Origin of the sequence: Cupriavidus necator A5-1, from assembly GCF_000744095.1 — a bacterium.
Lineage (GTDB): Bacteria > Pseudomonadota > Gammaproteobacteria > Burkholderiales > Burkholderiaceae > Cupriavidus > Cupriavidus necator_A.
Map to the genome: position 1 here is coordinate 150268 of NZ_JQLI01000001.1, position 26033 is coordinate 176300.

A 26033-nucleotide genomic window follows, 5' to 3' on the forward strand; every position below is an offset into this window, starting at 1 on the left:
TGTCTACCATCCCATGATGGCGGACCGGTTCCGACCCATTCTGCCGTTCGACTTCAGGGATCAAATGGCGGCAATGGTCCCGACTAGCGCCATTGCCGCGCCCAATAGCGCGATGACCTGGCAGTCTGCCGACGCCGGCGAGGGCATTGCCTTACCGCGCACGATTCCACCGCTTGCCATACAGTCTGGCGTGAAGTCGCCATCATGACCGTCGCGTTGGCAAGCTTTCAGCTCGACGCAGCGCGAAGTGTCCTCCCGTGGCGCCGGCGCGGGCGTTGACGGCCAGCCGCCTTGCGTGGCGTCAGATCATCCCCCCAGAATGGTTGCGTGCCCTGATGACCTCGGTGGTATCCGACTTTGCCCCTCTGCCGGGCTCGCAACGCACGTCGAGCGGGAGGTCGTCGGGCTGCGGCGTGAACTGCTGCAGCAGGGCAATGGCGCCGCGTCGATGGCTATGTTCGGGAACCCCATTCGCGTAGTGGCACAGGCAGCCGAAGCGGCGCAGCCGGTCGATCTCGTCTTCGAACAGTACCGGAAACATCTGTGCGCGGCGCGGATGATCGCGCACACTCGGGTCTTCGTCGATGACATCGTCCGCCGGTCCCGACGGTTGGCGGGCCTGCGCGTTGTCAGATTTGGAAGTTCGATTCATCGCGCATCTCCTCGTCGAAGCCGGATCGCGCTTAGAGCGGGGAAACGTCGAGCACTGCCTGGGCGAACGCCGTCGGTGCTTCCTGCGGGAGGTTGTGGCCGATGCCACCGGTCAGGTCCCGGTGTTCATATTTGCCGGTGAACTTGCCGCGATATGCACTGGGCGCGGGATGCGGTGCACCGTTAGCATCCACTTCCATCGTTATGGTGGGTGCGCCGATCGTGGGGGCGGCCGCCAGCCGCTTCTCGATGTCATCGTATTTGGCTTCGCCTTCGGCCAGCCCTTGCCGCCAGCGCTCGTTGTGTACGCTGACGGGCACGTGAACGGGTTCTGGAATGCGGCGGCACTGCGCTCGAAGGTGGAGTCGTCGAACTTCCAGCGCGGCGATACCTGCTGCCAGATCAGCCGCGTGAAGTCGTGCGTGTATTTTTGATAGCCATCGCGGCCCCGATCGGTCGGAAGATAGAACTGATACCACCACTCGAGCTCGGCCGCGGGGGGCAACGGCATCCTGCCTGCCGCCAGGCTGCCGATCAGGTAGCTGCTGACCGCGACGAGCCCGTTACAGCGTTCCGGCCACAGTGCGGCGATGATGTCGACCGTGCGCGCGCCCCAGTCGAATCCCGCGAGGACGGCTTTCTGGACTCGCAGTGCATTCATCAGCGCGACGATATCAAGCGCCACGGCTGCCGGCTGCTCGTTACGGAAGGTGTCCTTCGACAGAAATGTAAGTGGAACCATAGCCGTGCGGGTACGGAACGATCACGCGGTAGCCGCGCGATGCTACCAACGGGGCGGCATCGACGAAGGCGTGGATATCGTAGGGCCAGCCATGGAGCATGACCACGGCAGGGCCGTCGACGTCCGAGCTCGGCGTAGCCCACATTGAGCAGCCCTGCGTTGAAGTTCCTGCGAGGCCGATCGATCTCGTTTGTCATTGTTCTCTCCTCCTGATGACTGAGGAGGCTTGCGGCAACCCGATAGTCAATCTAGTTTTGGGGCGGTCATTTGCAAACCAGAAAATGGAGGGCGAGGCGTGGCGGATGACCTGGCAGCGGGTAGAGGGCGGCCGTTCGTCTGGCGCCGCGCGCTTGCCCGCACGGCGCCCGGCTCATGCGACCAGCAGTCGACTCGGCATCAGTCCCCGGGCGTCGCCGATGGCTCGCCCTGTAGGAAATCCCGGATTCGGATCGTCCTGGCAATGAGATCGGGCCGTTCTTCCTGGAGGAAATGGCCGGTGTTTTCGACATGAAGCGTCGTCACACTGGACGCCCGGGGCGGAATGACCTTTTTCATCCATCGGTAGGCCGGGCCGCCCACGGCCAGCACGGGCATGCCGAGCTTGTCGTAGGTCTTCGCGTCCGCGATGTCCTGAGTGAATGACTGGTACCACGCATTGCTCGCGCGGATCGCCTCGGCGCTGTTGTAGGCGCGTTCGTAGACTGCGCGGTCGTGTGCGTCGACCGCACCTTCGTCCAGCAGGAAGTAGCGGAAGAGCCAGTCCTGTTCGACGCGCACGCGCCCCGCGAGCAGTTGCTCGGGAAACCCCTTGACCTGGTGGAAGGCGAACCACCACAAGTAGGGGTGTGCAAAGTCGAGCTTGTCGCCGAACGTGCCTTGCGCGGGCAACAGCGGGAACGTCAGCAGGCTGTCGTCGGGATGCGGAAATTCTAGCATCACGAGCTTGCCTGCGGGAAGTTCGCCGCATAGGCGAACGCGACGGCCGATCCAATGTCATGGCCGGCGATGTTGACATTGTCATGGCCGAGCGACGTTACGAGTCCGTGGATGTCGCGCGCCATGGTCTTCTTGTCGTAGCCGTAGGCCGGCTTGGACGATCCGCCCATGCCTCGCAGGTCGACGGCGATAACGGTGTAGTGCTCGGCCAGTGCCGGCATCACCTTGTGGAAGGTCCACCAGGTCTCTGGCCAGCCGGGCAGCAGCACCAGCGGCTCGCCACTGCCGCCTGCCACGTAGTGCAAACGGACACCGTGGACGTCGGCATACCCGTTCCGGAAACCGGGTAGCGATTTCACCAGTGCGCTATCAGATACCGACTCGCTGGCAACCGTGGGCGTCTTCTCGACCGACGCGCGTGCCGTATCAGCCGGCCGCGCGTGGCCCGGCATTGCAGTCAGCATCAACACCGCGAACGCGGCGCCAGCGCTGCCAAATTTAGCGATCGAGTTCAAGAAATGTCTCCAGGCTGGAAATGGATTCAGACGGTGGCCGTGCGGGGGTCATCGGCGCTAGGTTTGGCCACGGGCTGAGCAGGGGCGTGGCGATCGTGCACGTGAGCCGTCGGCGTGCGGTCGATCAGCAGGCTCAGCAGTTCGGGCCGGGCGTAGTGGCCGCGCGAGTCCATCAGTTGCTTGCGTCGATCGATCAGCGAGAAGTCGAGGTCGGCGATGACGCCGATCAGCATGCTGGGCGAATGCAGCAGCTCAGCGAAGGGCGGGATCGCCTTAACCACTGTCGCCCACGGCGCGAGCCTCGCGATCTCTTCCGCGCCGGACGTGTCGGTGCCGACGAGCAGGCCGCTCATGTCGGGCTTCAGCGCGTTCGTGCAGTCCCACAGTATTCTTTTCGACGGCGTATTTCCAACCTGAGAGAGCGCGTCGGGCGCTATGGTCCAGGGCGTGGCCAATACGACCACACGTCGGCAAAGTGCACCGTCTCGGCAACCGTGCCGACGCTTGCCCCGAGTGCTGCTGCGTCTGCATTGAGCTTACCCAAGTCGCGGCTGAAGCTCAGCATCACGTCGTGGCCGCGAGGCACGAGATGCTTCGCGAGGCCAGTCCCTACGTTGCCCGCGCCGATAATTCCGATTTTCATGATCGAGTCTCCTTCCTGCCAGGATCACGGCCGATCTCAGCCGATGTTGGCCCATATCGACTTGTACTGAGTGTAGCTCTGCAGCGCCTGGGCGCCCCCGTAGGCGTGCGGCCACTTTGGTGCTACAGGGATCGGACCTGTCATTTCAGGCAATGAGCTAAAGTGAACGATTAGTCTGCTGCCACGATACTGACGGATGCCCAGCCGTAACCTTCGCTCAGCGGAACTCCAGTCCAGCCGCGTCGCGCTGGGCGGCGCTCCAGTTCCTGGCCCGGAGGAGTCGCGACGCCCAGTCCTCTGCCGCTGCCAGATAAACCGGTTGCGGATTCAGGCGATACTCCCGGACGCAGGCTTCGGCGAATTTGAGCGCGTGGGGGATCTTCCGTGTCGATGGAGCGGTCAATGACCACTGACTCTTCCTGGGGCGGCCAATCGTTGTGCTCAAAAGCCCGCTCGTCGCCGTAGGCCGCAGCCGTTGCGTCGACGTTTTGCCAGACATGGGCCAGCGCAGTCTTGTGCAGCCCGGCCGGGAGGTGTGGCAGCAGCAGGCGAAGCGCGGCCGCTACCGTGACCATGTTGAAGTAACACGAGGGGCTGACGGGACGCGTTGGCCAGGTACAGGCGCGCACCCGCCTCGGTAAGCGAGCTTAGGGCGCGCTCGACCGATTCAGGCTCGGCCGCACGGTCTACAGCCCGTGAGAACTCCTCCCTACGCGCTTGCATCACACGGAGGTAAACCTCTCTCGGCATGCCCGGCCGCGCCTGGCCGCTCAGAAAGAGTGGGATCCGGCCGAGCGCGTCGCCGAGTTGGAGCGCACCCGCGAGGCGCGGAGTGCCGGGGAGCTTGCGGTAGTAGGCAGCCCAGTACGCCAGCGCGACCCCGAGTTCTTCGACGCGCAGCGGAGTCTCGGTGTTTGCCAGCGCGCGAAGCGCATGCGCAGTGCGAAGGAATCCATGGCCGCCCGCCGAAGGGGCCGCTGGTAGCAAACGGCCGATCCACTCCGTGAACACTGTCCGCCAGGGTGCCTCGGTCAGTTGAGCATGAAAGAAGGCAACCCAGTCTGGAAACCGCTCGATGGCCCCGAGCGCCTCCGCCCAACATTCTGCCGTGATGGGCGAGCGGGGGAGCGGCATCGCATCGAGTTTGCGCCGATATCGGCCCGCCCAGGCGACCACCACGTCCTCGCGACCCAGCGCGACCAGCGCCTCGGCGGCCATCGGTCCGTGATTGGGTGCGCCGCCACCTGCGATCTCACTGCCGGTTCCTCGCAAGCGCTCGAGTGCTTCGTCGAAGGTGCTGTTCATAATTTGACTCCCTCCGGGTCCTCCGGGAACTGCAGAGGACGGGACAAACCGACGGTCATCGAGACCCGGACCCAGCCGCTGTTACCAGGCGATGAGCGAAAATCACCAAAACGGTTGTCATCCCGTGACTCCTTCATCGAATGGGCTTCTCTTCGTGCCTTTCCATAGGTAGTTGCAAATTGCCGCCGTGAAAGGCTTGAGATCTCGAGGATGCCGTGAGGAGATGAAATTCCGGTCGATCACGACACTCTTGTCCTCCCAGATTCCCCCGCAACCTACGATGACCGGCTCCACGGCCAGCTCGTTGTATTGCTCGGCGGATAGCTCGCTGTCGCCCGTAAAGCCAGTGATCCGGCGGTCGCGAACGATGCCAGCTTCGGCTGCAAGCAATGCACCCCTGCAGATGCAGGCTACCAACTTGCCTCCTCCTGCGATCGCGCGCACGAAGGCTTTGATTTGCTCGTCCTGACTCAGGATTACAGGACTTTTCGCACCGCCCGGGATCAAGATGCCATCAAACTCTTGGGCCTCGACCTCAGCGATGGAGTAGTCCACGTCGTAGGTGCCGACTTTCTGGAAGTAGCTGTAGATCTCAATCGTACCCCTGGCCGGCGAGACGATATCGACCTGTGCCCCAAGGAGTTCGAGTGCGAAGCGCGGCACCAGGCACTCCTCTTCCTGGAAGCCATCTGCGATGAGCGCTGCGATCCGAGGTTCGTTTGACATGTATGTCCTCCTTGCCCCCGCTACTTGAGCAGCTTGAAGGGGTGGGTCCTACATCCGTGCCCAGTCGCGGAGTCGTCTGAGGTCGTCAACAGAGATGGTGGCCCCCTCTGACATATCCGCCAAGCGGATTTTGTGTATATCATTTATCCATGTCGCGAATAGATGAACAGGTCGCCGCAAGCCACCCTGACGGGGTGAGCCTTGAAGCCTTCGATCTAAATCTGTTGCGTGTTTTGGACGCGCTGCTCGCCGCACGCAGTGTGTCTGGGGCTGCACGCCGTCTCAATTTGAGTCAGCCGGCGACTAGCGCCGCGCTCTCGCGCCTGCGCCAGGCGCTCCAAGATTTGCTGCTCGTGCGGATCGGTAACCGCATGACGCCCACGCCTCTCGCGGAGGAGCTGGGACCCCGCGTTGCGCGTATTCTCAAAGACGTCCGAGATGCGCTGCACGCAGCCGCCAGCTTCGAGCCGGCGACCACCCAGCGGCGCTTTCGCATCGGCGCCAACGACTACGCCTCGCTGGTCGTGCTGGCACCGGTCGCGGCGCGCCTGCGCCAACTCGCACCACGCGCTACGCTTGAAATCTTGCCTCTCGATACTGCTCCTGACCTGGGACTTGCCACGCGCGCGCTCGATTTCGTCATCGCCGATCGCTGGAGCTTGCGCGGCATTCGCGGCCTAGAGACGCTGCTTCACGAGTCTTTCGTGAGTGTCGCGCGGGCGGACCACCCTCGATTGCCGCGCCGCGTAACGCTCGAAGCGTTTCTTGCCGAAGATCATGCCTTGCTTGCCCCTCGTGGCATGTCTTCTGGAATCGTTGATCATGCACTCGAAAGGATGGGGCATACCCGACGAGTAGCGTTGACCGTGCCGCATTACCTGGTCGCGCCGATGATCGTGGCGCAGACGGACCTGATCATGACACTTCCGCGGCGCATCGCTGACTGCTTTGCCGATTCCCATCGCTTGCGCATTTTCCCGCCGCCGATCGCGCTAGAAGGATTTGATGTGGCAATGGCATTCGATCTTCGTAGCGAGGCCGACCCACCTGTGCAATGGCTAAAGCAACTTCTGCGCGCCATTGCCGGAGACGTCGACAAGGTCAGCGGAAGGAAGAGGCAATGACACAGAACGGCCGTGCCGCGAGCAGGGCGCTGAACCCTGACAAGAACGGCCCTATTGGTTGGGAAAGCGAGGATCGCTTCTGCGGCAATGGTGTTCCGTAAGTCTGGCTTCTTGGTGCGCAATCGCACCAACGCCAAGGATGTGACCATGAACAAGAAGAAAGAGTCGGCAGGCAGGTTTGATGCTGTATTTTTCTTCTATCCGCCAGGCTCGAAGCCTAAGAACGCCACTGGCGTGACGGCCAGTGGCCCCGCTAATGCGCAGATCCTCGCAGTCATGGACGCTGTTCAGGCTCGCGTATTCGCCAAGTTCGAGGAATCGGCAAGGCTTGGATAGATTGTCGCCAGAAAACAAAGCTAGGGGATCATGTTTGCGCGGGCGGTCCTGGCGTTTGTTGCACTGCCCGGCGTAGTGGCCTTTGCTGTGCCCGGCATCTGGCTGATTGCCAGCTCACACACGCAGCTCGCACAACGGGGGGAGCGTTCAAATTTCAGCGGTCGAGTGGACAGGAAAAGCATGCCCACTGTTCTAGCGGTTTGACCGACCGGTTCGACTCAGAAGCCGACGTAGCCGCAATGGTTGCCTAATGGCTGTTCCTGGCCGGCAGGCGACATCAGTCAGTCGATCGCCGGTCGGCGCTTGCCGGCCCCCTTCAGTCCTTCGACGCGGCGTCGCGCCAACGGCAGGTTTCAGGGTCAGCGGCCATCCCTTCCCATGGCTCGCCGGCAGGTCGTCCAGCATCGGCGTATGGGCGGCCGCGCCGGGGAGCATGGGGTTGGGAGCCGTCTTCAGCAGCTCCTGATCGATCCATATCGTGATATCTCCTCTGGCAATCAGCCCTACGTTGTATCGCGCCCAGTTCTGGACGCGGTAGACCGCTTTGGGCCCGCTTCGCTGCCGCTTATCCTTGCGCATCGTCCCGGAAAAAGTCCAAGACACTACGCCGCTTCACCCAAAGTTAACAGGGCCACTGCCCCAGCCGTTGCGCGTGAACGTCAGCCGCCACGGACCCGGGATTCATGCAACAACGCCGTCAGCCAGCACTATCGAACTGGCAAACAGCAGCCTCCCATGCCCGCTGATCAAGGCCGGTTGACCAGACTGCTTACACTAGCCGACTTCGCGAAGTTGAATCATCAAATTTGTTAATACTGCGGATTGTGCGCGTGGTGGATGCTGATTCAATAGGTCCGAACAAATGGGTAGAAGCAATTGAAGCCGCGCACCGCAAAGATCAACCATGTGGTAGCGGAGACTGCGGAGGCCGTCTTCATGCGGAAATAGGTGTTGCTGCTGCCGCGATCCGAGTAACTCAAGCCCCCGTCTCCTTGCTGCTGGGCTACCAGGTTGTCGAGATACAGGTCGATCTTTCCCTGGATCGCCCAGGTGCTCCAGCCTAGGCTCGCATAGAAGGCTTTCACCATCTTGAGCGCCACCATCATCTGCCCGGTGCCTTCGTACCAGGCGTCCTGCAGTTTATCGTTGACAATGATGAGGTCGCCGTTCGCACCCGAGCTGGCGGAGAAATAGTCATACCAGGCGTTGAAGTAGGTACCCTGGTTGGCGCGCTCACGGCTATGGACGAAATCCACGCCACCGCTGTATTCGAACGGGCTTGGCGACGTCTCGACCGCCCAGCGAACCAGCGAATAGTATGCGTTGTTGAAGTCGTCACCCATCGACGCGGCCCCGAACGTCAGCATGTCGGTGGGGAACTTGCCATCGTTGCGCCCGCCGTTGAAATGCAACTCGGCTGCGTTCCACACGTTGTTGGTCAGGAATATGTAGATGTTGCCGAGAGTGGAGTCGATCGAGTAGTCGCCCGCCAGCGAAGCGTTGGCCCTCGCGTACAGTGCGCTGTTCGCCCTGATACCCTTGAGGAAGGCATAGAGGTCGAGGTTGTGCTCTGTCGAGGCCACGCTTTGCAGTCGATTCGACGCAAAGTTCACGGCACCGTCGCCGCCCCATTGGGTCTTCCACTGATTGCTTGAAACATAGCGCGCAATGGCGACAATCATGTCGTCGAATGTCGTGTCGCCCGGATTGCGGGCCTTATAGGCCAGTGCTGCCAGGCCGACCCATGCCGTCGGGCCGACGTCAGTGAAGGGCTCGGCTACGGCACCGTTGGCGTTGGAGGTCGAACAGGTATAGGCCGTGTACCATGATCCCTCCGCATTCTGGGCCGCCTTCAACCGGCTAAGGATTGCCAGTGCTTTAGTCGCGCTGTGCTGGCGGTTGCCGGGGCGCCGATCCTGAAGGTACGCGATCACCGCCAGTGCTTGGTCGTAAGTGTAGCCGCGGTCGTCGGGCGCGCGCGGAACGACCAGTTTGTAAACCCCGTTTTCGATGGTGTACTGATCGTTGTAGTCGTTCTTGTACGATTGGACGCAGCCCCCCAAGTATTGGCCGTCTAGCCAACCGTAGGCGTTAGCGACCGCCGTATCGATTTGCGATGGCGTGGCAGCAAACGCGTTCAGACTTGCCGCTGCGAACGTTAATTTGATCAGAGCTTTTGCGAGACGCTTCATGGTATTTCCCCTTTCCATTTCTCACACCGCATGGGCACTTGTCACGGCGGCTGTTCCACGACAACGTGGCAGAGCCCATATTCATCCAGAGCCCTGTGCCGCCATTCAGCTTGAGCCCGTGGCGATCGCCTAACGGCTTGGCGGTCCGGCGCCGCCACCGTCTCAGTGACGGCTCCGATAATGCTCGGCTCGTGGCGCCGTGGTTGCACCGTTCCGCGTTTTGCGTGAGTGGGGCAAGCATTGCGTCTGACTTGGCGGGGACCGCGCGGAACCGTTACAACATTGAAAATGGCCGTCTCGCCGTTCGTCATGCCGATCGCGGGCATGCCAGGCTTCGATCCTTCGCAAAAATCTAGCGCAACGAATAGCAGGCCGGTGCCTTCGCGATCGGCGCATCTCAAAGCCGCCTTGACATGGGCGGCGCGGCTCGAAGAAATACAGCGCGAGCAACGTGCCAAGATCCGCAAACAACTGATTAGGCAGGCTTTTTTATAGGTTCGGATTAGCAGTCCTGGAGCAGCGCTGGTGAAACGCGGTACGTTGTTTCAGCGGAGAAACACGCCGTGGAAGCGGGAACATTGGTAGATAGGGGAGCCCGCAGAGACCCCCAAAGGCATCTCAGGCGTTGCTGAGCTCAGGGGGTGCACTTCAGATTGAGTGGCCGCGTTCGTGAATGTGTTTCAGACGTAAAACAAGCCTGGCGCGAGACACTACTTCTCCTCCATGAATGAGAATCCGGTGATCCATGCGGCCAGCGCAGCCCTCTCCTGCTATGCCGAGCAAGCCCCCACCAGCTGTCCCATCGCCCCATGACCACCCACCATCTATTCGACCCTCAGCGTGCAACCGGACGCCACCCTGGACGAGATCAAGCGCGCCTACCGCAGCGCCGCGATGAAGTGGCACCCCGGCCGCAACCTTGGCCGCGAGGCGGAAGCGCACGCGGCATTCCAGGAAATCCGCGATGCCTACGCCATTCTTTCCGATGCCTGGCAGCGCCAGGTCTACGACGAGGTATTCAAGGGGAGATGCGGCGCTGGCAGGCCGAGCGCGAGGCGCAGGAAGTACAGGAGCGCGAGGCCTAGCGCGTCGCGCAGGAACAATACGAGAAGATGGTCGCCATCGCGATGCGCTTTGCCGACGACGGCAACAACCGAGACGCCATCTTCGGCGTGCTGCTCGACCGGGGCTGCGAGGCGGAACTGGCGGCACGCATCGCTGACAGCGTATGGGCCTTGCAGGAGGAGTCGCGGTGGGCAAGTGCGCCGGCCGTGGATGCGCCTGACACCGAGGCTGCCCCGACGCCCGCCGGCTCGGCGGCGTCAAGCCCAGACGAGGTGGCGCAGCCCAGGTATCACCCCGGCGCGTTCGATTCGTTCTGGTATGGCTTGTTCGGCATCCGCTCGTAGCGGGGCCTCCGTTTGTCGTCAAGCGCTAGCTGTGGAGCCTCAAGACGTTGTTTCTCCACGCTGGAAGTCGGGACAAGAACTGGTCAAAATCTCACTAATTCGTATTCCTGCATATCAAAAAACAAAGAACCGAGGTCACAAGCGGTTGTGTGTTCGCGAGGGCGGAACTTGTTGATACGTATAAACGCAAGCGAACGCGACCTTGGTTGGCTGGGAGCGCTGAAGATTGGGTACGAGCTCTCAATTCTTGATTCGCCGATCCGCGGGGTCGAGAGCGGCTTTCTACACGCGCCTTCTCGTTTTCGGCTGCGCTCCGTGACCGATCGAAGTTCAACCAATTCGACCCTTCCACCGGTGTCAGCGTGGGGGCCTATAGGCCGGGAAGGGACCACCGCCAGTTGACTACCGGTCGGCGCCTCGCGTTCCTGCACGGTCATTCAGAGAGCCGACCTGATCATCGTTCGTGCCCTGCAATAAAGCCCTCAACAGTGTCGTGCAGCAGTTCTGGCTTCTCCAGGAAGATGAAGTGGCCACCATCCAGCATGGCAAACTCGGCCCCCGGAATCCGCTCAGCAAGCTCCGCGGAGAAATACGGCGGGGCACAGAAGTCGCGCTCGCCCACCAGCACCAGCGTCGGCGTCGCGATCGAAGGTAGATCCTTGAAGGCGTCGTGCCCAACAATCATGTCGATCCGGGCAAAGGCGATCTCCGGTTCAAATGTGCCAGCCGCTGTAGCGTTCACCCACGCCTGCACCTTTTCCGGGTGCTCGCGCATGAATCTCGGATCGAAGAGGAATAGTGCGTTGGCCTCGGTGGACGCGCGCAGGCCGGAATCGTTCAACATGCGTCGCCGCATGTCGAACTGGCGACGGTAGAACGCGTCCGCGCGTGCAATGGACGAGACAATGGTTGCGCTGCGCAATAGCTCCCGGTGATGGATCGCCAGCAACTGCGCAATGGCGCCGCCGGTCGAGGAACCGACCACGTGTACCGGCCCGCATCCGACCGCCTCGATGACCCGCGCCATGTCCCGCGCGTGTTGTGTAATCGTCATGTCGCGTGCGGTGTGCTCGGACGCGCCGGTGCCGCGGTGATCCGGCACGGTCACCTGATGGTGCCTGGCGAACAGATCGATCTGCGGGCCCCAGGATGCGCCCACGCCCGCAAGCCCTGCCAGCAGAAGAACGGGCGAACCCTGGCCCTTGACCTCATAGTGGATCGAAACACCGTCGGACGTTACGTTTGGCACTTTGCTTCTTCGGTTCAGGGCGACGCGAAGGACACGGCGAACGCGTCGACGATCGCGCTGTTGAGATGGATATTAGTGCCGCCAAACGGGAACACGCCAACAGAGACCTCAGATCAGCGTGACGTCCTCGATCGCCACGTCGCCCACCAGCATGTAGCCGGGCGCATGCGTGATACATAGCGGCAGCCGCGCCTGCACAGCCGTGGCCTGAGGCGTCGCGCCGCAGCCCCAGAATACCGGGATCTCGCCTGGCAGGATGTCGGTGGACTCGCCCTCGTCGGGACGGTTGACGTCTGCAATGCCGATCGCCGACGGATCGCCGGCGTGCACCAGCTTGCCATGCGCTGCCGGCAACGCGGCGCAAATCTCGGTAGCGCGCGCGGCCTGGGCCGGCGTATAGGGGCGCATCGACACCACCATCGGTCCGCGGAACGGCCCCACCGGCGTGGTTTCGATGCTGGTGCGGTACATTGGCACCACCTTGCCTTCATCGACATGCCGCACGGGCAGGCCGGCGCGCTGGAGCGCATCTTCGAAGGACAGCGAGCAGCCCAGCACGAAGCCGACAAAGTCGTCGCACCACAACGCGCCGATGTCGTCGCACTCTCCGGCTAGCTTGCCATCGCGCCAGACCCGGTAGCGCGGCAGATCGGTGCGCAGGTCGATACCCTCGCCCAGCGCTGGCACCAGCGGCGAGCCAGGCCCGGTCATGCCGATCAGAAATCGTCGGCCCACTGGCGTGGCAGGATTGCTGCGGATGGCGGCGCGCGCGATGGCGGGGCTGGCTGCCCAGCCGGGCAGCGCAACGGTAGGGGGATGCATGTCGGTTCGCCCCAGGCCGGTGTCGCTTTACCGAAGCGCCTCACGCGCGGTTTCCTTGACGCGCAGCAGCCCAAGCAATGTAATTTACAATGCACAAATATAGCGATCCAGCTATAATTCACTATAATTGGCTATAGTTTTCTGTAGTCGACCTCATTTGGGATGGAAGTGTTTCGTAGAAAGGCCCTCGCCGCCGCACTCGCCGCCAAGATTCTGGAGGTGTCGCCAACATCCGCTTCCAGTTCCGGCTTGTTTCTGGCGGCTCCCCGCCGGACTGGTAAGTCAACATTCTTGCGGGAGGATCTGCGGCCAGCGCTGGAGGATCTACGCGCTCTGGTAGTGTATGCCGACCTCTGGGAGGATCGCCGGGCTGATCCAGGCGAGGTTGTCGTTGGCGCGGTCAGGGCGGAACTGGCCAAGCATGAGGGTGTCATCACCCGTCTCGCGCGGGCGGCAGGAATGGATAAGGTTGCCGTTGGCGGTTTGTCGTTCTCCTTGGATCGTGTCGGTCTGGGCGAGGGGATTTCCCTTTCGGCCGCATTGGCTGCACTGTCCGATGAGTCCAACAAACCCATCGTGCTGGTCATTGATGAAGCGCAGCAGTCTATCGTTAGCGAGAAAGGCAACGATGCCCTGTTCGCACTCAAGGCGGCGCGCGACGAACTAAACAGCAGCCGACATAAGGGCCTGCGTATCGTCGCGACTGGCTCGAACCGGGACAAGCTGGCCATGCTTCGCAACAGCAGCGACCAGGCTTTCTACGGCGCACCCCTCGTTCCGTTCCCCGTCCTTGGCATGGACTACATTCAGTGGTTCTGTGATCGGCTCAATCTGGGTGCCAAGCTCGATCCGACTCAAGTGTTTGAATTGTTCAAGCGCGCTTCTTTCCGCCCGGAGTTGCTCGGTGCCGCGGCGGATGCGCTCCGCTTCGATTTCGGAATCGCGCCAGGTGATGTCCCGGCGAGGTTTGCTGCTGCTGTAGAGGAGCAGATCGTTGAGAGCAATGTGGAACAGATGCGGGTCGTGCACAGCCTCACACCGCTTCAATCGACGGTGCTTCGGGTCATGGCTGTTCGCGGGAATAGCTACGCCCCGTTTGAGGCTACCACCGTGGATGCTTACAACATGGTGCTGAAGTCTATCGATCCTGGCTCGGACGCAAAGGTGGACGTCTCCGGCGCGCAGCAGGCGCTCGCAGCACTGCAGGAAAAGGCTCTCGTTTGGAAGGCTGCGCGTGGTGTCTACGCGCTCGAGGAAACTGGACTTATCGCGCTGATGGACCAGGCCGGAATGCTCGCGGCAGTGCCTGTGGCGTAGCCAGCGCGATCTTTATGTCGATGCGACTCCAGTCCTGAAGTAAGGGGGTCGCTTATTGCTGGACTTCTCCTGCCGCGAAGCCGCTATATCAAAGGGTCGGGGCAGAAGATTGCGGCCAGCTACCCGCGCGCGCTGCGACTGTCTCCAACGAAAGATCCTTCGCCGAGCGACACAGCTCTACGCTGCAGTTGCTCGTTAGCGGTGGTGAAATCATTGAACGTGACCTGCCCGGTAGTCAGGGCCAAGTTGCCGGTTGCGCACCGTCAGGCCATTCACGCTGATGCCGTTCGGATTGGCCAGAATCACGTGGGCACGGGGTCCGATCACGCTGAGAGCTCCTTCCAGCACGGAGGGATTAGTGCTGGTGACATTGTTCAGGATGGTGCGGGCGATAGTACGTGCTTACCTCGTATTTGCATCGCTTACCTGTGCTTTTATCGCTTCGTCTCGCCAAGTTGACTATGCCCACCCGACGGGTGCCCACTGATACTTCGATACTTCCATCGCGGCAAAGGTGCGTCAAACCTGATAGTCGTGGCTGGCCAGATCGGTCTTGATTGTCCAGGTGCCGCTGAGGATTCAACCAGTGGATGCAACGGATTGGTCGGATTGGTGAAATCGTTCTGCAGGTGTTTCGTACTACACTCTGCTCATTCCCACGCCGCGTTGCCTGCGGTGAGAAATGGTCTGACGATAGGCTTCCGATGTTCATTGAGGGTCTCGGTATAGTGCCGCAGACGTCGCTGCGGACTGGTCTCGAACGATTACTTACTTGGGGAATGTATGAAAACACCGAACTCCGGCTCCCATGCCGCTCCGTTCGACGTTCCGAACGTTGATCACTTTCGCTTCCACCGGCCTCACGCACATCTTGCCCCGGCATTCGGCAACGACAGGTTCGCGCTCAAGGCCGAAGCCTTCGCGCGTTTTTTCGGGACGCCCGTTTTTTTAGGGGCACAGACGGTAATCGTCGCCATCTGGATTGGGGTGAACGCCCTCGGTTTCACCAGGTTCGACGTTTACCCATTCATTCTCCTTAATCTGGCATTTAGTCTCCAAGCGGCCTATGCCGCGCCGCTCATTTTGCTTGCTCAGACGCGACAGGCGGCGAGAGACAACGCACACACCGAGGCTGACGCGCAACACAGGGAGGCCCTTGCTGTCGCTAACGAGCAGCGGCAGGCAATTGCCGCGCAAAACGCGGCACAACTGCTGGAGTTGCTGCAGCGGAATACGGAACTGACCGAACTTACCCAAAAATTAACTGTGCGTGTTGAAACGCTGACCGTCGAGTTGCACGAGAAGCTCTTGCAAAAAGACTCAAAACCATAGACCCGGCTCCCTGCCCATCAAGGCCGAAGTGGACATTGGTGAGGTACTCCCCCTTGAGCCCCCTCCAGAGGCGAGTGAGCGGTCGATCGAGGGGGCGCGAGGCCGCTCCGGGATCGGAAGCAGCCCTTCGTGCCCACGGCTCGCTCGGCTTACATCACGCCACCTTGATCTCAATGCGCATCGGTTGCGCGAAGTCGGCATTCGGGATGTGCAGCTTGTGCCGAAACTGCCGCTCAAGACAGATGCCAAGCGTCGGCGAGTGTCCGTTATCGGGTAATCCGCGCAAGACCTACGGTCAGCCAAGCGCAGACCTTCAAAAGCTGCCTGCGCGGCATTCGGCGTGAGCCAGACCTGCTGTCGCTATCGTGCCAAGGGCTCGGCGGCGAACGCTGAACGCTTTTCATTGCCGAGTGGCCTGGCTGGCGAGTTCGGAGCCGAGCGTGCGTCGAACATCGATTCGCTTGGGTGGCTTCCCTTTAGCTTGATGTGAAGTCGCGGCGGGAAATCCTGTCTACACTTCCTAATGGGAGGACACCAGCCAGCCCCCAGAATCTCCACGCTATTCCGCCGTACGCGTCGAACCTGCCACGACAGGTGCGCCGAGATGACTTCCACGGTACCCCATGGCGAGACGTAAAAGGCAATTCAGGCCGACCAGGGCCTTTTCTCAAGCGACGAGCGCGGCCGATTTTCATGCGAGGACACTATGTCTACCATCGAACCCGGACATCCCGACGCCGCCGCCCTTGAGATTCCTCCGGTCAGCCATGCAACCATCGACGGCATGGACGCCTACCATAGGCTGGTGGCGGAGGCAGAGCACGATCATCAGGCGTTCTGGGCACGCCTTGCCCGGGAGCATCTGGCGTGGCGAAAGCCATTCACCAGTGTTCTTAACGACACCCATGCACCGTTCTACCGATGGTTTGAAGATGGTGAACTGAACGCGTCGTACAACTGTCTGGACCGGAATCTCGCCAACGGCAACGCTGAAAAGACCGCCATCGTTTTCGAGGCGGACGGTGGCGAGGTTAGTCGCATCACTTATCAGGCTCTCTATCATCGCGTGTGCAGACTCGCCAACGCGCTACGCGCGCGCGGCATAAAAAAGGGCGATCGCGTGGTGATCTACCTACCCATGTCGATCGAAGGCGTGGTTGCAATGCAGGCCTGTGCCCGCATCGGCGCGACGCACTCCGTGGTTTTCGGCGGCTTCTCCGCCAAATCACTGCACGAGCGGATGACCGATGTCGGGGCGATAGCGGTAATCACTGCCGACGAGCAGGTCCGCGGTGGGAAGACCCTACCGCTGAAGACGATCGTCGACGAAGCACTTGCAATGGATGGCACCGATGCCGTGCGCACCGTCGTGGTCTATCAGCGAACCGGTGGGCAGATTCCGTGGGTCGCCGGACGCGACGCGTGGCTCCATGAACTGGAGCAGGGCCAACCCGATACCTGCGAGCCAGAGTGGGTCAGTGCCGAACACCCCCTTTTTGTGTTGTACACGTCGGGGTCGACCGGAGCGCCGAAAGGGGTGCAGCACAGCACCGGTGGCTATTTGCTCTGGGCCGCCGTGACGATGAAATGGACCTTCGACATCAAGCCGGACGACGTATTCTGGTGTACCGCCGATATCGGCTGGATTACGGGGCACACTTACATCTGCTATGGCCCGACTGCTGTCGGTGCGACCCAGGTGATGTTCGAAGGCGTCCCAACTTATCCGAACGCTGGCCGCTTCTGGGACATGATCCAGCGCCATCGGGTGAGCATCTTCTACACAGCACCAACGGCCATCCGCTCTCTCATCAAGACGGCCGAGGCAGACGAGGCCGTCCACCCGCGTAGCTTTGACCTGGGATCGCTACGCCTGCTTGGCACGGTCGGCGAGCCGATCAATCCGAGCGCATGGCGATGGTATGCCGAGCACGTCGGCGGCAGCCGGTGCCCCGTGCTTGACACCTTCTGGCAGACCGAAACCGGCGGTCACATGATCTCGCCGCTTCCGGGTGCTTCCCGACTCGTGCCGGGATCATGCACCCTGCCGCTGCCTGGCATCGATGCGGCGATCGTTGACGAGGCCGGCAATGAGGTGCCCAACGGGCAGGGTGGTGTACTGGTCATTCGCAAGCCATGGCCGCAAAGGCTACTATCCCGATGAACTCGGCGGCAGGCTGTATCTCGCGGGCGATGGTGCAGTCCGCGACCGGGAATCGGGCTACTTTACGATCACAGGCCGCATCGACGACGTGCTAAACGTATCTGGTCACCGGATGGGAACCATGGAAATCGAGTCTGCGCTGGCAGCGAATCCACTTGTCGCAGAAGCGGCGGTAGTCGGGCGGCCCGATGAAACTTGCGGAGAGAGCATCGTTGCCTTCGTGGTCCTCAAAGCGCCTCGTCCGACGGGGGCGGATGCCAAGAGAGTGGCTGACGAATTGCGCGCGTGGGTGGGCAAGGAAATAGGCCCGATCGCAAAGCCGAAGGACATCCGCTTCGGCGACGCGATGCCCAAGACACGTTCCGGCAAGGTTGTGCGCCGCCTACTGCGATCCGTCGCGAAGGGCGAGGACATATCGCAGGATACGTCCACTGTCGAAAACCCAGCGGTGATTTCGCAGTTCGCCAAGCCGGTCTGAACGCGGCATTGCTGGCCTGCTGCACAACCTCTGCGCATTCTCTTTACGACAAGACCGGAGATACAACATGGAAGAAGATCTCGCACAACGGATAATCGCGAATCCCAATTATCAGCGGCTGGTTTCGACACGTTCCACGTACGGATGGGTGCTGGCCGGCATGATGATGGTTGTGTACTACGGTTATATCCTGCTGGTTGCATTCGGAAAGTCGCTGCTTTCCGCCAGGATTGGCGATGGCGTGATGACCTGGGGCATCCCGATTGGTCTCTTCGTGATCGTTTTTACCGTGGCCATCACGGGCATTTATGTCTGGCGCGCCAACCGCGAGTTCGATGATCAGACGGCGCAGATTCGCAAAGAGGTGCTGTAATGAAAAGACACCACCACATCCTATGCGCACTGACGCTGTTTTCTGCCGCCGCTGCCGTCCTGGCAGCAGGGGGGGATCTCGGTGAATTGCAGAGGCAACCGACCAACTGGACTGCGATTGCGATGTTCGCTGTCTTTGTCGTGTTCACTCTGTTCATCACCAAATGGGCGGCCAGCAAGACAAAGTCCGCAGCGGATTTTTATACGGCCGGTGGCGGCATCACCGGCTTCCAGAACGGTCTGGCGATTGCTGGCGACTACATGTCCGCGGCCTCCTTTCTTGGCATCTCGGCTGCGGTCTACTCCAATGGCTACGATGGCCTTATCTATTCGATTGGCTTCCTGGTCGGCTGGCCTGTCATCACCTTCCTGATGGCGGAGCGCCTGCGCAACCTCGGTCGCTTCACCTTCGCCGATGTCGCAGCGTATCGCTTCAAGCAGACGCCCATCCGGGTGTTCGCGGCTTCAGGCACGCTTGTGGTAGTGGCGTTCTACCTCATCGCCCAGATGGTCGGCGCCGGCCAACTGATCAAGCTGCTGTTTGGCCTGGAATACTGGCTCGCCGTAGTGATCGTCGGCACGCTGATGATGGTTTATGTGCTGTTTGGCGGCATGACCGCGACCACGTGGGTCCAGATCATCAAGGCATGCCTCCTGCTCGCCGGCGCATCGTTCATGGCTTTCATGGTGCTCGCGCAGTTTCATTTCAATCCTGAAGCGCTGTTCGCCAAAGCGGTCGATGTCCATGCCAAGAAGGACGCCATCATGGGCCCGGGCACGTTTATCAAAGACCCGGTCTCCGCCATTTCGTTCGGCATGGCTTTGATGTTTGGCACAGCGGGCCTGCCGCATATCCTGATGCGGTTCTTCACCGTGCCGAGTGCCAAGGAAGCACGCAAGTCAGTGTTCTGGGCGACGACGTGGATCGCCTACTTCTACCTCCTGACATTCATCATCGGCTTTGGCGCCATCGTTCTGGTCAGCACGAATGCGGTGTACAAGGATGCACTGGGCGGGTTGCTGGGCGGTAACAACATGGCAGCCATCCATCTTGCAAACGCCGTTGGCGGCAATGTGTTCCTCGGTTTCATCTCCGCCGTTGCCTTCGCAACGATTCTTGCGGTGGTCGCGGGGCTAACCCTGTCCGGCGCCACCGCTGTCTCACATGACCTTTATGCGACCGTTTTCAAGAAGGGCAATGCTACCAGTGAAAAAGAACTGGGGGTCTCGCGTCTTACGACAGTTGCGCTGGGCATCGTGGCGGTGATCCTGGGGATTGCGTTCGAGAAGCAGAACATCGCCTTCATGGTGTCGCTTGCGTTCGCCGTTGCGGCATCGGCTACCTTCCCCGTGCTGTTCATGGCTGTGCTGTGGAAAGACTGCACCACGCGCGGGGCAACCATTGGCGGCTTTCTCGGCCTGATTGTTGCTGTCGGCCTGACCATCGTGTCCAAGTCGGTTTGGGTGGATGTATTCGGCTACAAGGATGCGATCTTTCCCTATACCTCGCCCGCTTTGTTCTCGATGACGGCTGGCTTCGCCGGTATCTGGCTGTTTTCGATACTCGACCGGAGCGCGCGCGCCCTTAGCGACCGGGCGGGCTATCCGGCGCAGAAGGTAAGGTCGGAAACCGGTATCGGCGCTGCGGGCGCTTCCGGCCACTGAAGGGCCATGCGTCCGGCAAAGGGACGCGACCTGCAGGTGAGCAATGGCCTCGCGCCAGGGCGTGGGTGCCTGTATCACCAGCCGCTTCTCCCCCAGCGATTGGTGGAGAAGCGGCGCGCTTTGCGCATGGAATGTTTGTGAGACTTCGAATGATTCGAGAGGCGATCGCCAGACACCATTTTGGCCTGGCATTGCTGCTGCTCTTCGCAGTACAACTGCTCATTGTCTGCGCGATCTTTGCCTTTCTTGCGCTCGACATGACAAACGTGCAGCGCGCATGGTTGGGGGAGATGCTGTGGCAACGCCTCGCGTTAGGTGGTGCGCTCGCGGTGCTGCTGCTATTCGCGTTGGCCTTTGGCCTCAGAACGTTGCTTGAGGCCTATGTGACGCCCGTCGCCCGCCTGGCCGAAGACGCAGTGCTGCTTGCGGCCAACCCCGGCCATCGCATAACGGCACAGGGCGCTCGCAACGTGCGCATTCTCGCCGAAAAGCTTAACCTGCTGGCAGCAGTTCATCAATCGCTGCACGACGAGGTGCAGGAAAAGATTGAGGTGGCAAACCGCGCGCTGGCGCAGGAGAGGAATCGGCTCGCCGCGCTCATGGCTGAGCTCACAATGAGTGTGCTGGTCTGCAATATCGATGGGCGTATTCTCCTCTACAACGCCAACGCCAGGCATTTGCTCGAGAGCCGTGATGGTGGCGTCTTCTCGCCTGGCGGCGCCGCAATCGGTCTGGGCCGCTCACTGTTCGGTGTGTTGGAACGCGGGCTAATCCTGCATGCGCTCGAACAAATCCAGTATCAGCTCGGGCAGCATGCAGATGGCATGACGCGACCGGTATCCGGCTTCGTCACCACGCTCGCAGGAGGGCGGATCGTGCGCGCCCACATGTCCCCTGTGTTTAACGGTGGGCATGCCATGAACGGCTTCGTGCTGACACTGGAAGACATCACGCGCAATGTCGAGGCAGCGAGCCGCCGCGACGCATTGCTGCTGTCGCTTACCCAGGACGTTCGCGTCGGACTGGAAAAAATCCATACGGCTGTGCAAGCCATGCAGTCATCCCCGGAAACGGACTGCGCGGAACGGGCCCGGCTGACCGGGATCATCCACAACGAAGCGAAGCACCTGAAGATCCAGTTCGACCGCGCCGTGGATCGGCATGGTGACAGTATGGACAACCGCCAGGAACTGGAAGAGATTCGCGGGGCTGATCTGATCGCGCTGCTGCTGCGGCGCATCTGCAGTGCGACTCTCAGCGCCACCGCCAGCCCCATGATCGACGCAACAGTCTGGCTCAGGGTGGACAGCTACGCATTGACGCAGTCGCTCGTATATCTGTCACGGCAGCTTGGCAGCGAAGCCGGCGTTACCGAGGTGCAGTTCGCCCTGTCTCGGTCCGACCGGCTGGCCCAGCTTGACCTCACTTGGCGCAACGCGCCGTTGGCCGCTGACACGCTGGCGGCATGGGTGAATGCGCCCTTGCAAATCGGCGCGAGTGGCCAGGTATTTACGCTGAATGCGCTGATTGCCCGTCACGCAGGCGAGGCGATATATTGTGCTGACGCGTCTTCGGGTGTGGCGCGCTACCGCTTGATGTTGCCGGTCTCCGAGCCCCGGCCGGCGTTGAGCATCCCGCTGACACAGGTCGGCCGCCCTGAATTCTACGATTTCGACCTGTTCCACCAGGCGGGACAAAGCGCCGAGATCGACCACCGTCCGCTCCCGCAACTTAGTTACACGGTGTTTGATACCGAGACCACGGGACTTGACCCCGCCGCCGGCGACGAGATTATCTCCGTTGGCGCGTTGCGCATTGTCAATGGCCGGTTGCTGCAGCAGGAAAACTTTGACCAACTTATCCAGCCGCGGGCTCAATTGAGCGCGGACTCGATTGCGATTCATGGCATCACGCGCGCCATGCTCGATGGCCAGCCACCGATCGAAGCCGTGCTGCCGCAGTTTCATCGCTTCGCCGCTGACACCGTGCTCGTCGCGCACAACGCCGCCTTCGACATGAAGTTCCTGCAATTGCTGGAAGCGAGAACCGGAACGGCCTTCACGCAGCCGATCCTCGACACGCTACTGCTATCACAGGTGATTCACCCCCATAAAACCGACCACACACTGGAGGCGCTCGCCGAGCGCCTTGGCGTTGCGGTAATCGGACGTCATACTGCGCTTGGCGACGCGATCGTCACTGGCGAGGTCTTTCTCAGGATGCTTCCCCTCCTGGCGGAAAAGGGAATCTTTACCCTCAAGGAGGCCCTCGATGCCGAGCAACAGACGGCTTACGCGCGTATCAAATACTGAGGGACATAGCGCCCATGGATAGCCATTCCACGATCAATCCTGATGCTGCTCCCGATCCATGCAGCGTCGAGGGAAACGTATTCGCACAAGATCTGGGCCATGTTCGTCTGGGCATCGTCAGCGCGACGGACGAGGCGGGCTTGCAGCGGGCAGCCGCTGAGATTCGAGCGCTTATGCATCGCCTGGTTGGCGAAGTACCCGCGGAAGCGTGCACCCGCCTGATCTCCAGGCTGAATGATGCGCTGACGCGCCGCGTGATCGAACTGACTTGCGCAGACGCGCGGATGCCTGCTGGACACTGGTGCTGGATAGCGCTCGGCAGCGAAGGCCGGGAGGAACAGACGCTGTCGACCGATCAGGACAATGGCATCATCATGGCTGGCCACGACGGTGCTGAAGGACTGCGCGAGAGACTGTTACCGCTGGCACTGCGTATCAACGAAGCGCTCGACGCCTGCGGATTTCCGTTGTGCACGGGGAAGATCATGGCGAGCAATCCGCAATGGTGTCTTGACCTGCATGAATGGCGGGAGCGCTTCGCTAGCTGGATCATTGATGGTGATCCGCAGGCGCTGCTCAACGCAACCATCTTCTTTGACCTGCGCCCGCTTTTCGGTGCTCACGACCTGGCAGCGGCGCTGGCGGACTGGTTAGCGGAGATCGGGGCGGACAGCCCCCGCTTTCTGTTCCAGATGACCGAAAATGCATTGCGGCGTAAACCACCGCTCGGTGTGCTGCACGATTTCGTGGTCGAGAAAGGCGGGATGTTTGCTGGCACCATCGATCTCAAACGGGACGCCGCAACGCTATTTGTCGACGCGGCGCGCATCTATGGCTTGGCCTGTGGGGCCCGCACCAGCAACACGGCGGATCGCCTCAGACTGGCCGCCGACGCGGGGCGTCTTCATCCGACCGATGTGCAAGCCTGGATAGACGCGCTCTATTTCATCCAGAAGTTGCGCCTGAAGAATCAGCAGTCACATTACGAACAGGGCTCGACCATGCACAATCATGTGGATCCGAATGAACTGGGCGTGGTTGAGCGGCGCGAGTTGCTCAACGCCTTGCGCGCAGCCCGCGCACTGCAAAGACGTCTGGCGCTGGATTACCTTGGCACAAGCCAGGGCATCTGAGCAAGGGCTCTGCTGCGGATCGAAGATGGCGCTGAACGTAAGCCGTTGGATGGTAGGACCTGACATGTCGCTGCGGCCCTGATCAATCTCGGAAAGCCGACATTGAGCTTTCATTAGACTTTTCTTTACCGGGCCTCAGGCGAAGACGCGCGATCTCAGGTCGTCCTCGAAATCGACAGTCCATTGCACACCCAGGTTTCCGTCGTACTGCCGGATTTCCCTGCCGAAGCCTACCGAGATGGTGCGGCCGTGAGCCGGCACATCGCCTGCCGCGTCTTCAACCGCTGTCACAGTGAATCCGTGGGGGGCGACTCCATTGCGCAGGCAGGTCTCGCGGAAAGCCTCCTGCTCCATGGGAGGGAATTGATTCAGCATCGTGTCCAGCATGGGTGCCTCCTGGCGCCGGCATGTAACGAGGAAAAGCCGAATCGGGAGAAGGCGGCCAGCCGACTGGTCGCCTTTGCCATCCCGCCGGCGGTGCGCTGGCTTGGGTGCTCGCCCTCTCTCCGTATCGTTTTATTGCGCCTTCTTGATATCCGCCTTGACGTCGCCATACGCCGCCTGCGTCTTGCCAATCTCCTTCTTCAGGGTTCCCGCCACTTGCGTTTGCCTGTTTCCAGTCATCTTGCCAAAGGCTTCCTTGACTTTCCCGGCGGCCGCCGTGACCCGGCCCTTCACTTGATCCTTGTTCATGATGTATTCCTCTTCATTGGTGTTGCGTGCCGGATGCTGAGGCTATCTGGCCGCGGCACAGCGTGCTGGCGATGTCGAGAATATTCCCGATGCCTGGTCTAGAGTCTGCCTAGCAGCAACAGGGCAAGGACCACAACAAGAATCACCCCGAGTGCGCCGGACGGAGCGTAGCCCCATCCGCCGCCGTACGACTAGGTGGGAATTGCCCCAACGAGGAAGGTAGCCAGGACAATCAACAGCAAGAGTCCAATTGACATGATGCGCTCCTGATTCTGCAAAAACATGCTTTCCGCCGATGCAGCCAGACGGACGGCAGCCGTTCTAGCGGATCGCGTTGTCGATGGCCACGCCATGGAATCCTGAGCACCGATTCGAGGGATTCGCTGAAGTACTTGTTGCCGGTACGTCGTATAGATAGAGACACCTCTATCCTGCTCAGAGCATAGTTGGGATGGGATCTCGTGTCAGTCCGGTGCAGTACGCTTGACGGGGCGCCGGCACGGATTGACTGCCCGGATACGGGAGACCTAGACCAGGAGACCAGCAGCGTGTACTCGCCCCCATCAAGAGGGACGCTAGCCTGGCCGTCCTTACAGGGGATGCTGACGCCGTCAAGGATCGCCTGCGAGACACCGCCGGCGCGGTGCAATGACGCGCTCCAGTCGCCGCCGCCGATCAGCGGCAGCCCGTGCTCGCCGGCGTGCGCTATGCAGCCGTCGATCCCCCGCGCGCAATGCTCAAACAGCGAGGCCGATACATTCGAGACCATTGGCTGGAAGAAGGCGTCGGCCTTGGTGGGGCCCAGCAGCTGGCCTTCCGGAACGGCACCATCTCATCCAGCACGCTGGTGTCATCCGAGCTGGCGATATAGCTGGCGGTAGCGAATGCCAGCCACGCGCGGTCGTCGGAAATCCTGGTTCGCACGCCTTGGCCCGGAGTGCGGCAACCACCAATGCTGGACGTCGCCTTCGACGAACTGTCGCCCGGCGGCGCGCAGCAGATGCCGCCGCGTGGCGTCGGGACTGGCAAGGGTGAGCGCCATGTGGGGCACCCTCGCCATGTTTGCACCGTTGGCGCAGACCCGCGATGCCGGGCGCGCTAACCGCTGGCGCGCGCATGCGGCCTTGCTGCTCGAGGCGGTGGAGCGAGCGGCCTGGGACGGCGACTGGTATTGCCGCGCGACCTTCGACAACGGCACCTGGCTCGGCTCGAATGACCGCGATGAATGCCGATCGACGCCATTGCGCAGTCCTGGCTTCCTCGGGGTCAGGCATTGACCCGCGGCCACCGGGCTCCGACTTGCGGTGCTGTGCGGAGGTAATGACCCTGTGCATGATGGCTCCGGTGTTTGTGTGACTCGGGCAGAGTGTCCCCGGGGTATGCGAACCGCCCTGAACAGGCAGCCGCGCGCCGTGGCGTCAGGGAGGAAGTACTCCTTCATCATGCAGCGCCGACGGACCACGGCTGACACCAATCCATGCTGAAGTCGGTACGCTGGCGGACGGTAGGCGCTTCACGAGTGCATAGGGAAATCGCTAGAGATCGCGGACTGGTGTTCCGAACCTTTCACGCGTCCTCGCACCGCACCAGGCAGGCTCCATTGGGCCGCCACATCCGGGTACGGCACCGTACCGACTATATACGGAGGACGCCCTGACGGCTCAGGCTTTACTCACTGCGTTTCACCTGACACAAACGCAGGATCGCGCGAATGGCTGCCATGATCCAAGGTCAATTTCGGCACGCCATCAAAGGGATTGGTGTGCAGATAGCGTTGACTCGCCAGCCAAGTGCATAGACCGTTCAGTATTGCGCAGGCAGTCATCTGGCTGGCCCGGGACAATGGGCCATCAAACAGCCGCCAGTCGGCGTCCCAGCGCGGCACCAGTCGCGTACCCACCCAACGCTCGGCCGGCT

At 61.3% G+C, this 26033-nt stretch carries 23 protein-coding genes and 7 pseudogenes; 12 read left to right on the plus strand and 18 right to left on the minus strand.

The genetic code is table 11. The features are described 5' to 3' along the window. Positions 1 to 301 precede the first annotated feature (301 nt). From K307_RS00765 to K307_RS00795, 8 genes and pseudogenes are all read right to left on the minus strand, one after another. On the minus strand, positions 302 to 652 hold the full coding sequence (locus tag K307_RS00765) for a hypothetical protein (protein WP_042875715.1): 351 nt from the start codon (positions 650 to 652) through the stop codon (positions 302 to 304). Positions 653 to 683: 31 nt separating this feature from the next. Further along, positions 684 to 1560, minus strand: a pseudogene (locus tag K307_RS00770) (alpha/beta fold hydrolase); the annotation flags it as partial. A 229-nt stretch (positions 1561 to 1789) separates the two neighbouring features. Then, positions 1790 to 2329 (minus strand): alpha/beta fold hydrolase, encoded by a 540-nt coding sequence (locus K307_RS48765; RefSeq protein ID WP_230625386.1) that lies wholly within the window; start codon positions 2327 to 2329, stop codon positions 1790 to 1792. After that, positions 2329 to 2844, minus strand: a complete 516-nt coding sequence (locus K307_RS48770) for an alpha/beta fold hydrolase (protein WP_230625387.1) — start codon at positions 2842 to 2844, stop codon at positions 2329 to 2331. Before K307_RS48770 ends, K307_RS48765 begins: the two co-directional genes overlap by 1 nt. Before the next feature lie 26 nt (positions 2845 to 2870). Continuing rightward, positions 2871 to 3197 carry a hypothetical protein gene (locus tag K307_RS50770; RefSeq protein ID WP_042875718.1) on the minus strand — a complete coding sequence of 109 codons (327 nt, stop codon included), beginning with the start codon at positions 3195 to 3197 and terminating at the stop codon, positions 2871 to 2873. A gap of 80 nt (positions 3198 to 3277) precedes the next feature. Further along, on the minus strand, positions 3278 to 3487 hold the full coding sequence (locus K307_RS00785) for an NAD(P)-binding domain-containing protein (protein ID WP_042875720.1): 210 nt from the start codon (positions 3485 to 3487) through the stop codon (positions 3278 to 3280). 441 nt (positions 3488 to 3928) lie between these two features. Continuing rightward, positions 3929 to 4792, minus strand: coding sequence for a questin oxidase family protein (locus K307_RS44030; RefSeq protein ID WP_051974540.1), 864 nt, complete (start codon positions 4790 to 4792; stop codon positions 3929 to 3931). A gap of 117 nt (positions 4793 to 4909) precedes the next feature. Next, on the minus strand, positions 4910 to 5518 hold the full coding sequence (locus K307_RS00795; RefSeq protein WP_042875722.1) for a DJ-1/PfpI family protein: 609 nt from the start codon (positions 5516 to 5518) through the stop codon (positions 4910 to 4912). A 149-nt stretch (positions 5519 to 5667) separates the two neighbouring features. Between K307_RS00795 and K307_RS00800 the strand changes: the two genes are divergently transcribed. Next, positions 5668 to 6642: a LysR family transcriptional regulator gene (locus tag K307_RS00800; protein WP_051974541.1), complete on the plus strand. Its 975-nt coding sequence runs from the start codon at positions 5668 to 5670 to the stop codon at positions 6640 to 6642. A gap of 147 nt (positions 6643 to 6789) precedes the next feature. Further along, positions 6790 to 6978: a hypothetical protein gene (locus K307_RS00805; RefSeq protein WP_051974992.1), complete on the plus strand. Its 189-nt coding sequence runs from the start codon at positions 6790 to 6792 to the stop codon at positions 6976 to 6978. Between the two features lie 456 nt (positions 6979 to 7434). On the opposite strand, the pseudogene K307_RS48775 reads toward K307_RS00805, so the two are convergent. After that, a pseudogene (locus K307_RS48775) lies at positions 7435 to 7557 on the minus strand (IS5/IS1182 family transposase); the annotation flags it as partial. Positions 7558 to 7823: 266 nt separating this feature from the next. Further along, on the minus strand, positions 7824 to 9170 hold the full coding sequence (locus tag K307_RS00810) for a hypothetical protein (protein ID WP_042875726.1): 1347 nt from the start codon (positions 9168 to 9170) through the stop codon (positions 7824 to 7826). 282 nt (positions 9171 to 9452) lie between these two features. Between K307_RS00810 and K307_RS47210 the strand changes: the two genes are divergently transcribed. Together K307_RS47210 and K307_RS00815 are read left to right on the plus strand one after the other, a co-directional pair. Next, positions 9453 to 9665: a hypothetical protein gene (locus K307_RS47210; protein ID WP_155301014.1), complete on the plus strand. Its 213-nt coding sequence runs from the start codon at positions 9453 to 9455 to the stop codon at positions 9663 to 9665. 327 nt (positions 9666 to 9992) lie between these two features. After that, positions 9993 to 10579, plus strand: a pseudogene (locus K307_RS00815) (J domain-containing protein). 454 nt (positions 10580 to 11033) lie between these two features. Here the strand turns inward: K307_RS00815 and K307_RS00820 are convergent. Further along, the gene (locus K307_RS00820; protein WP_042875727.1) at positions 11034 to 11828 is read right to left on the minus strand and encodes an alpha/beta fold hydrolase; all 795 of its coding nucleotides are present in this window, start codon (positions 11826 to 11828) and stop codon (positions 11034 to 11036) included. A gap of 108 nt (positions 11829 to 11936) precedes the next feature. Then, positions 11937 to 12650, minus strand: coding sequence for a D-glutamate cyclase family protein (locus tag K307_RS00825; protein ID WP_080744800.1), 714 nt, complete (start codon positions 12648 to 12650; stop codon positions 11937 to 11939). Between the two features lie 162 nt (positions 12651 to 12812). Between K307_RS00825 and K307_RS00830 the strand changes: the two genes are divergently transcribed. Further along, entirely contained in the window at positions 12813 to 13967 is a 1155-nt protein-coding gene (locus tag K307_RS00830; RefSeq protein WP_042875729.1) for an ATPase, read from the plus strand. A gap of 143 nt (positions 13968 to 14110) precedes the next feature. On the opposite strand, the pseudogene K307_RS45005 reads toward K307_RS00830, so the two are convergent. Beyond that, positions 14111 to 14357: pseudogene (locus K307_RS45005) on the minus strand (filamentous hemagglutinin N-terminal domain-containing protein); the annotation flags it as partial. 393 nt (positions 14358 to 14750) lie between these two features. Here K307_RS45005 and K307_RS00835 point away from each other — a divergent pair. The 6 genes and pseudogenes from K307_RS00835 to K307_RS00860 all read left to right on the plus strand — a co-directional run bounded on the left by K307_RS00835 (position 14751) and on the right by K307_RS00860 (position 23423). Continuing rightward, positions 14751 to 15299: a DUF1003 domain-containing protein gene (locus tag K307_RS00835; RefSeq protein WP_042875731.1), complete on the plus strand. Its 549-nt coding sequence runs from the start codon at positions 14751 to 14753 to the stop codon at positions 15297 to 15299. Positions 15300 to 16005: 706 nt separating this feature from the next. Further along, positions 16006 to 17941, plus strand: a pseudogene (gene acs, locus K307_RS00840) (acetate--CoA ligase). 67 nt (positions 17942 to 18008) lie between these two features. Beyond that, positions 18009 to 18314 (plus strand): DUF485 domain-containing protein, encoded by a 306-nt coding sequence (locus tag K307_RS00845; RefSeq protein WP_042875733.1) that lies wholly within the window; start codon positions 18009 to 18011, stop codon positions 18312 to 18314. Further along, positions 18314 to 19978 carry a cation acetate symporter gene (locus tag K307_RS00850; RefSeq protein ID WP_042875735.1) on the plus strand — a complete coding sequence of 555 codons (1665 nt, stop codon included), beginning with the start codon at positions 18314 to 18316 and terminating at the stop codon, positions 19976 to 19978. The genes K307_RS00845 and K307_RS00850 overlap by 1 nt, the downstream gene beginning before the upstream one ends. A 149-nt stretch (positions 19979 to 20127) precedes the next feature. Continuing rightward, positions 20128 to 22290 carry a 3'-5' exonuclease gene (locus K307_RS00855; RefSeq protein ID WP_042880985.1) on the plus strand — a complete coding sequence of 721 codons (2163 nt, stop codon included), beginning with the start codon at positions 20128 to 20130 and terminating at the stop codon, positions 22288 to 22290. A 14-nt stretch (positions 22291 to 22304) separates the two neighbouring features. Beyond that, on the plus strand, positions 22305 to 23423 hold the full coding sequence (locus tag K307_RS00860) for a DUF294 nucleotidyltransferase-like domain-containing protein (RefSeq protein ID WP_080744801.1): 1119 nt from the start codon (positions 22305 to 22307) through the stop codon (positions 23421 to 23423). A 135-nt stretch (positions 23424 to 23558) separates the two neighbouring features. On the opposite strand, the gene K307_RS00865 is transcribed toward K307_RS00860, so the two are convergent. From K307_RS00865 to K307_RS50780, 4 genes and pseudogenes are all read right to left on the minus strand, one after another. Then, the gene (locus K307_RS00865) at positions 23559 to 23810 is read right to left on the minus strand and encodes a hypothetical protein (protein WP_042875737.1); all 252 of its coding nucleotides are present in this window, start codon (positions 23808 to 23810) and stop codon (positions 23559 to 23561) included. 129 nt (positions 23811 to 23939) lie between these two features. Continuing rightward, the gene (locus tag K307_RS00870) at positions 23940 to 24116 is read right to left on the minus strand and encodes a CsbD family protein (protein WP_042875739.1); all 177 of its coding nucleotides are present in this window, start codon (positions 24114 to 24116) and stop codon (positions 23940 to 23942) included. 98 nt (positions 24117 to 24214) lie between these two features. Then, positions 24215 to 24292, minus strand: a pseudogene (locus tag K307_RS50775) (DUF3309 family protein); the annotation flags it as partial. Positions 24293 to 24750: 458 nt separating this feature from the next. After that, positions 24751 to 25158: pseudogene (locus tag K307_RS50780) on the minus strand (GH36-type glycosyl hydrolase domain-containing protein); the annotation flags it as partial. 16 nt (positions 25159 to 25174) lie between these two features. On the opposite strand from K307_RS50780, the gene K307_RS00875 reads away from it, so the two are divergent. After that, positions 25175 to 25393 (plus strand): GH36-type glycosyl hydrolase domain-containing protein, encoded by a 219-nt coding sequence (locus tag K307_RS00875; RefSeq protein WP_419187132.1) that lies wholly within the window; start codon positions 25175 to 25177, stop codon positions 25391 to 25393. Positions 25394 to 25788: 395 nt separating this feature from the next. Here the strand turns inward: K307_RS00875 and K307_RS47215 are convergent, their stop codons facing one another. After that, on the minus strand, positions 25789 to 26016 hold the full coding sequence (locus tag K307_RS47215; RefSeq protein ID WP_155301015.1) for a hypothetical protein: 228 nt from the start codon (positions 26014 to 26016) through the stop codon (positions 25789 to 25791). Positions 26017 to 26033: the final 17 nt, after the last annotated feature.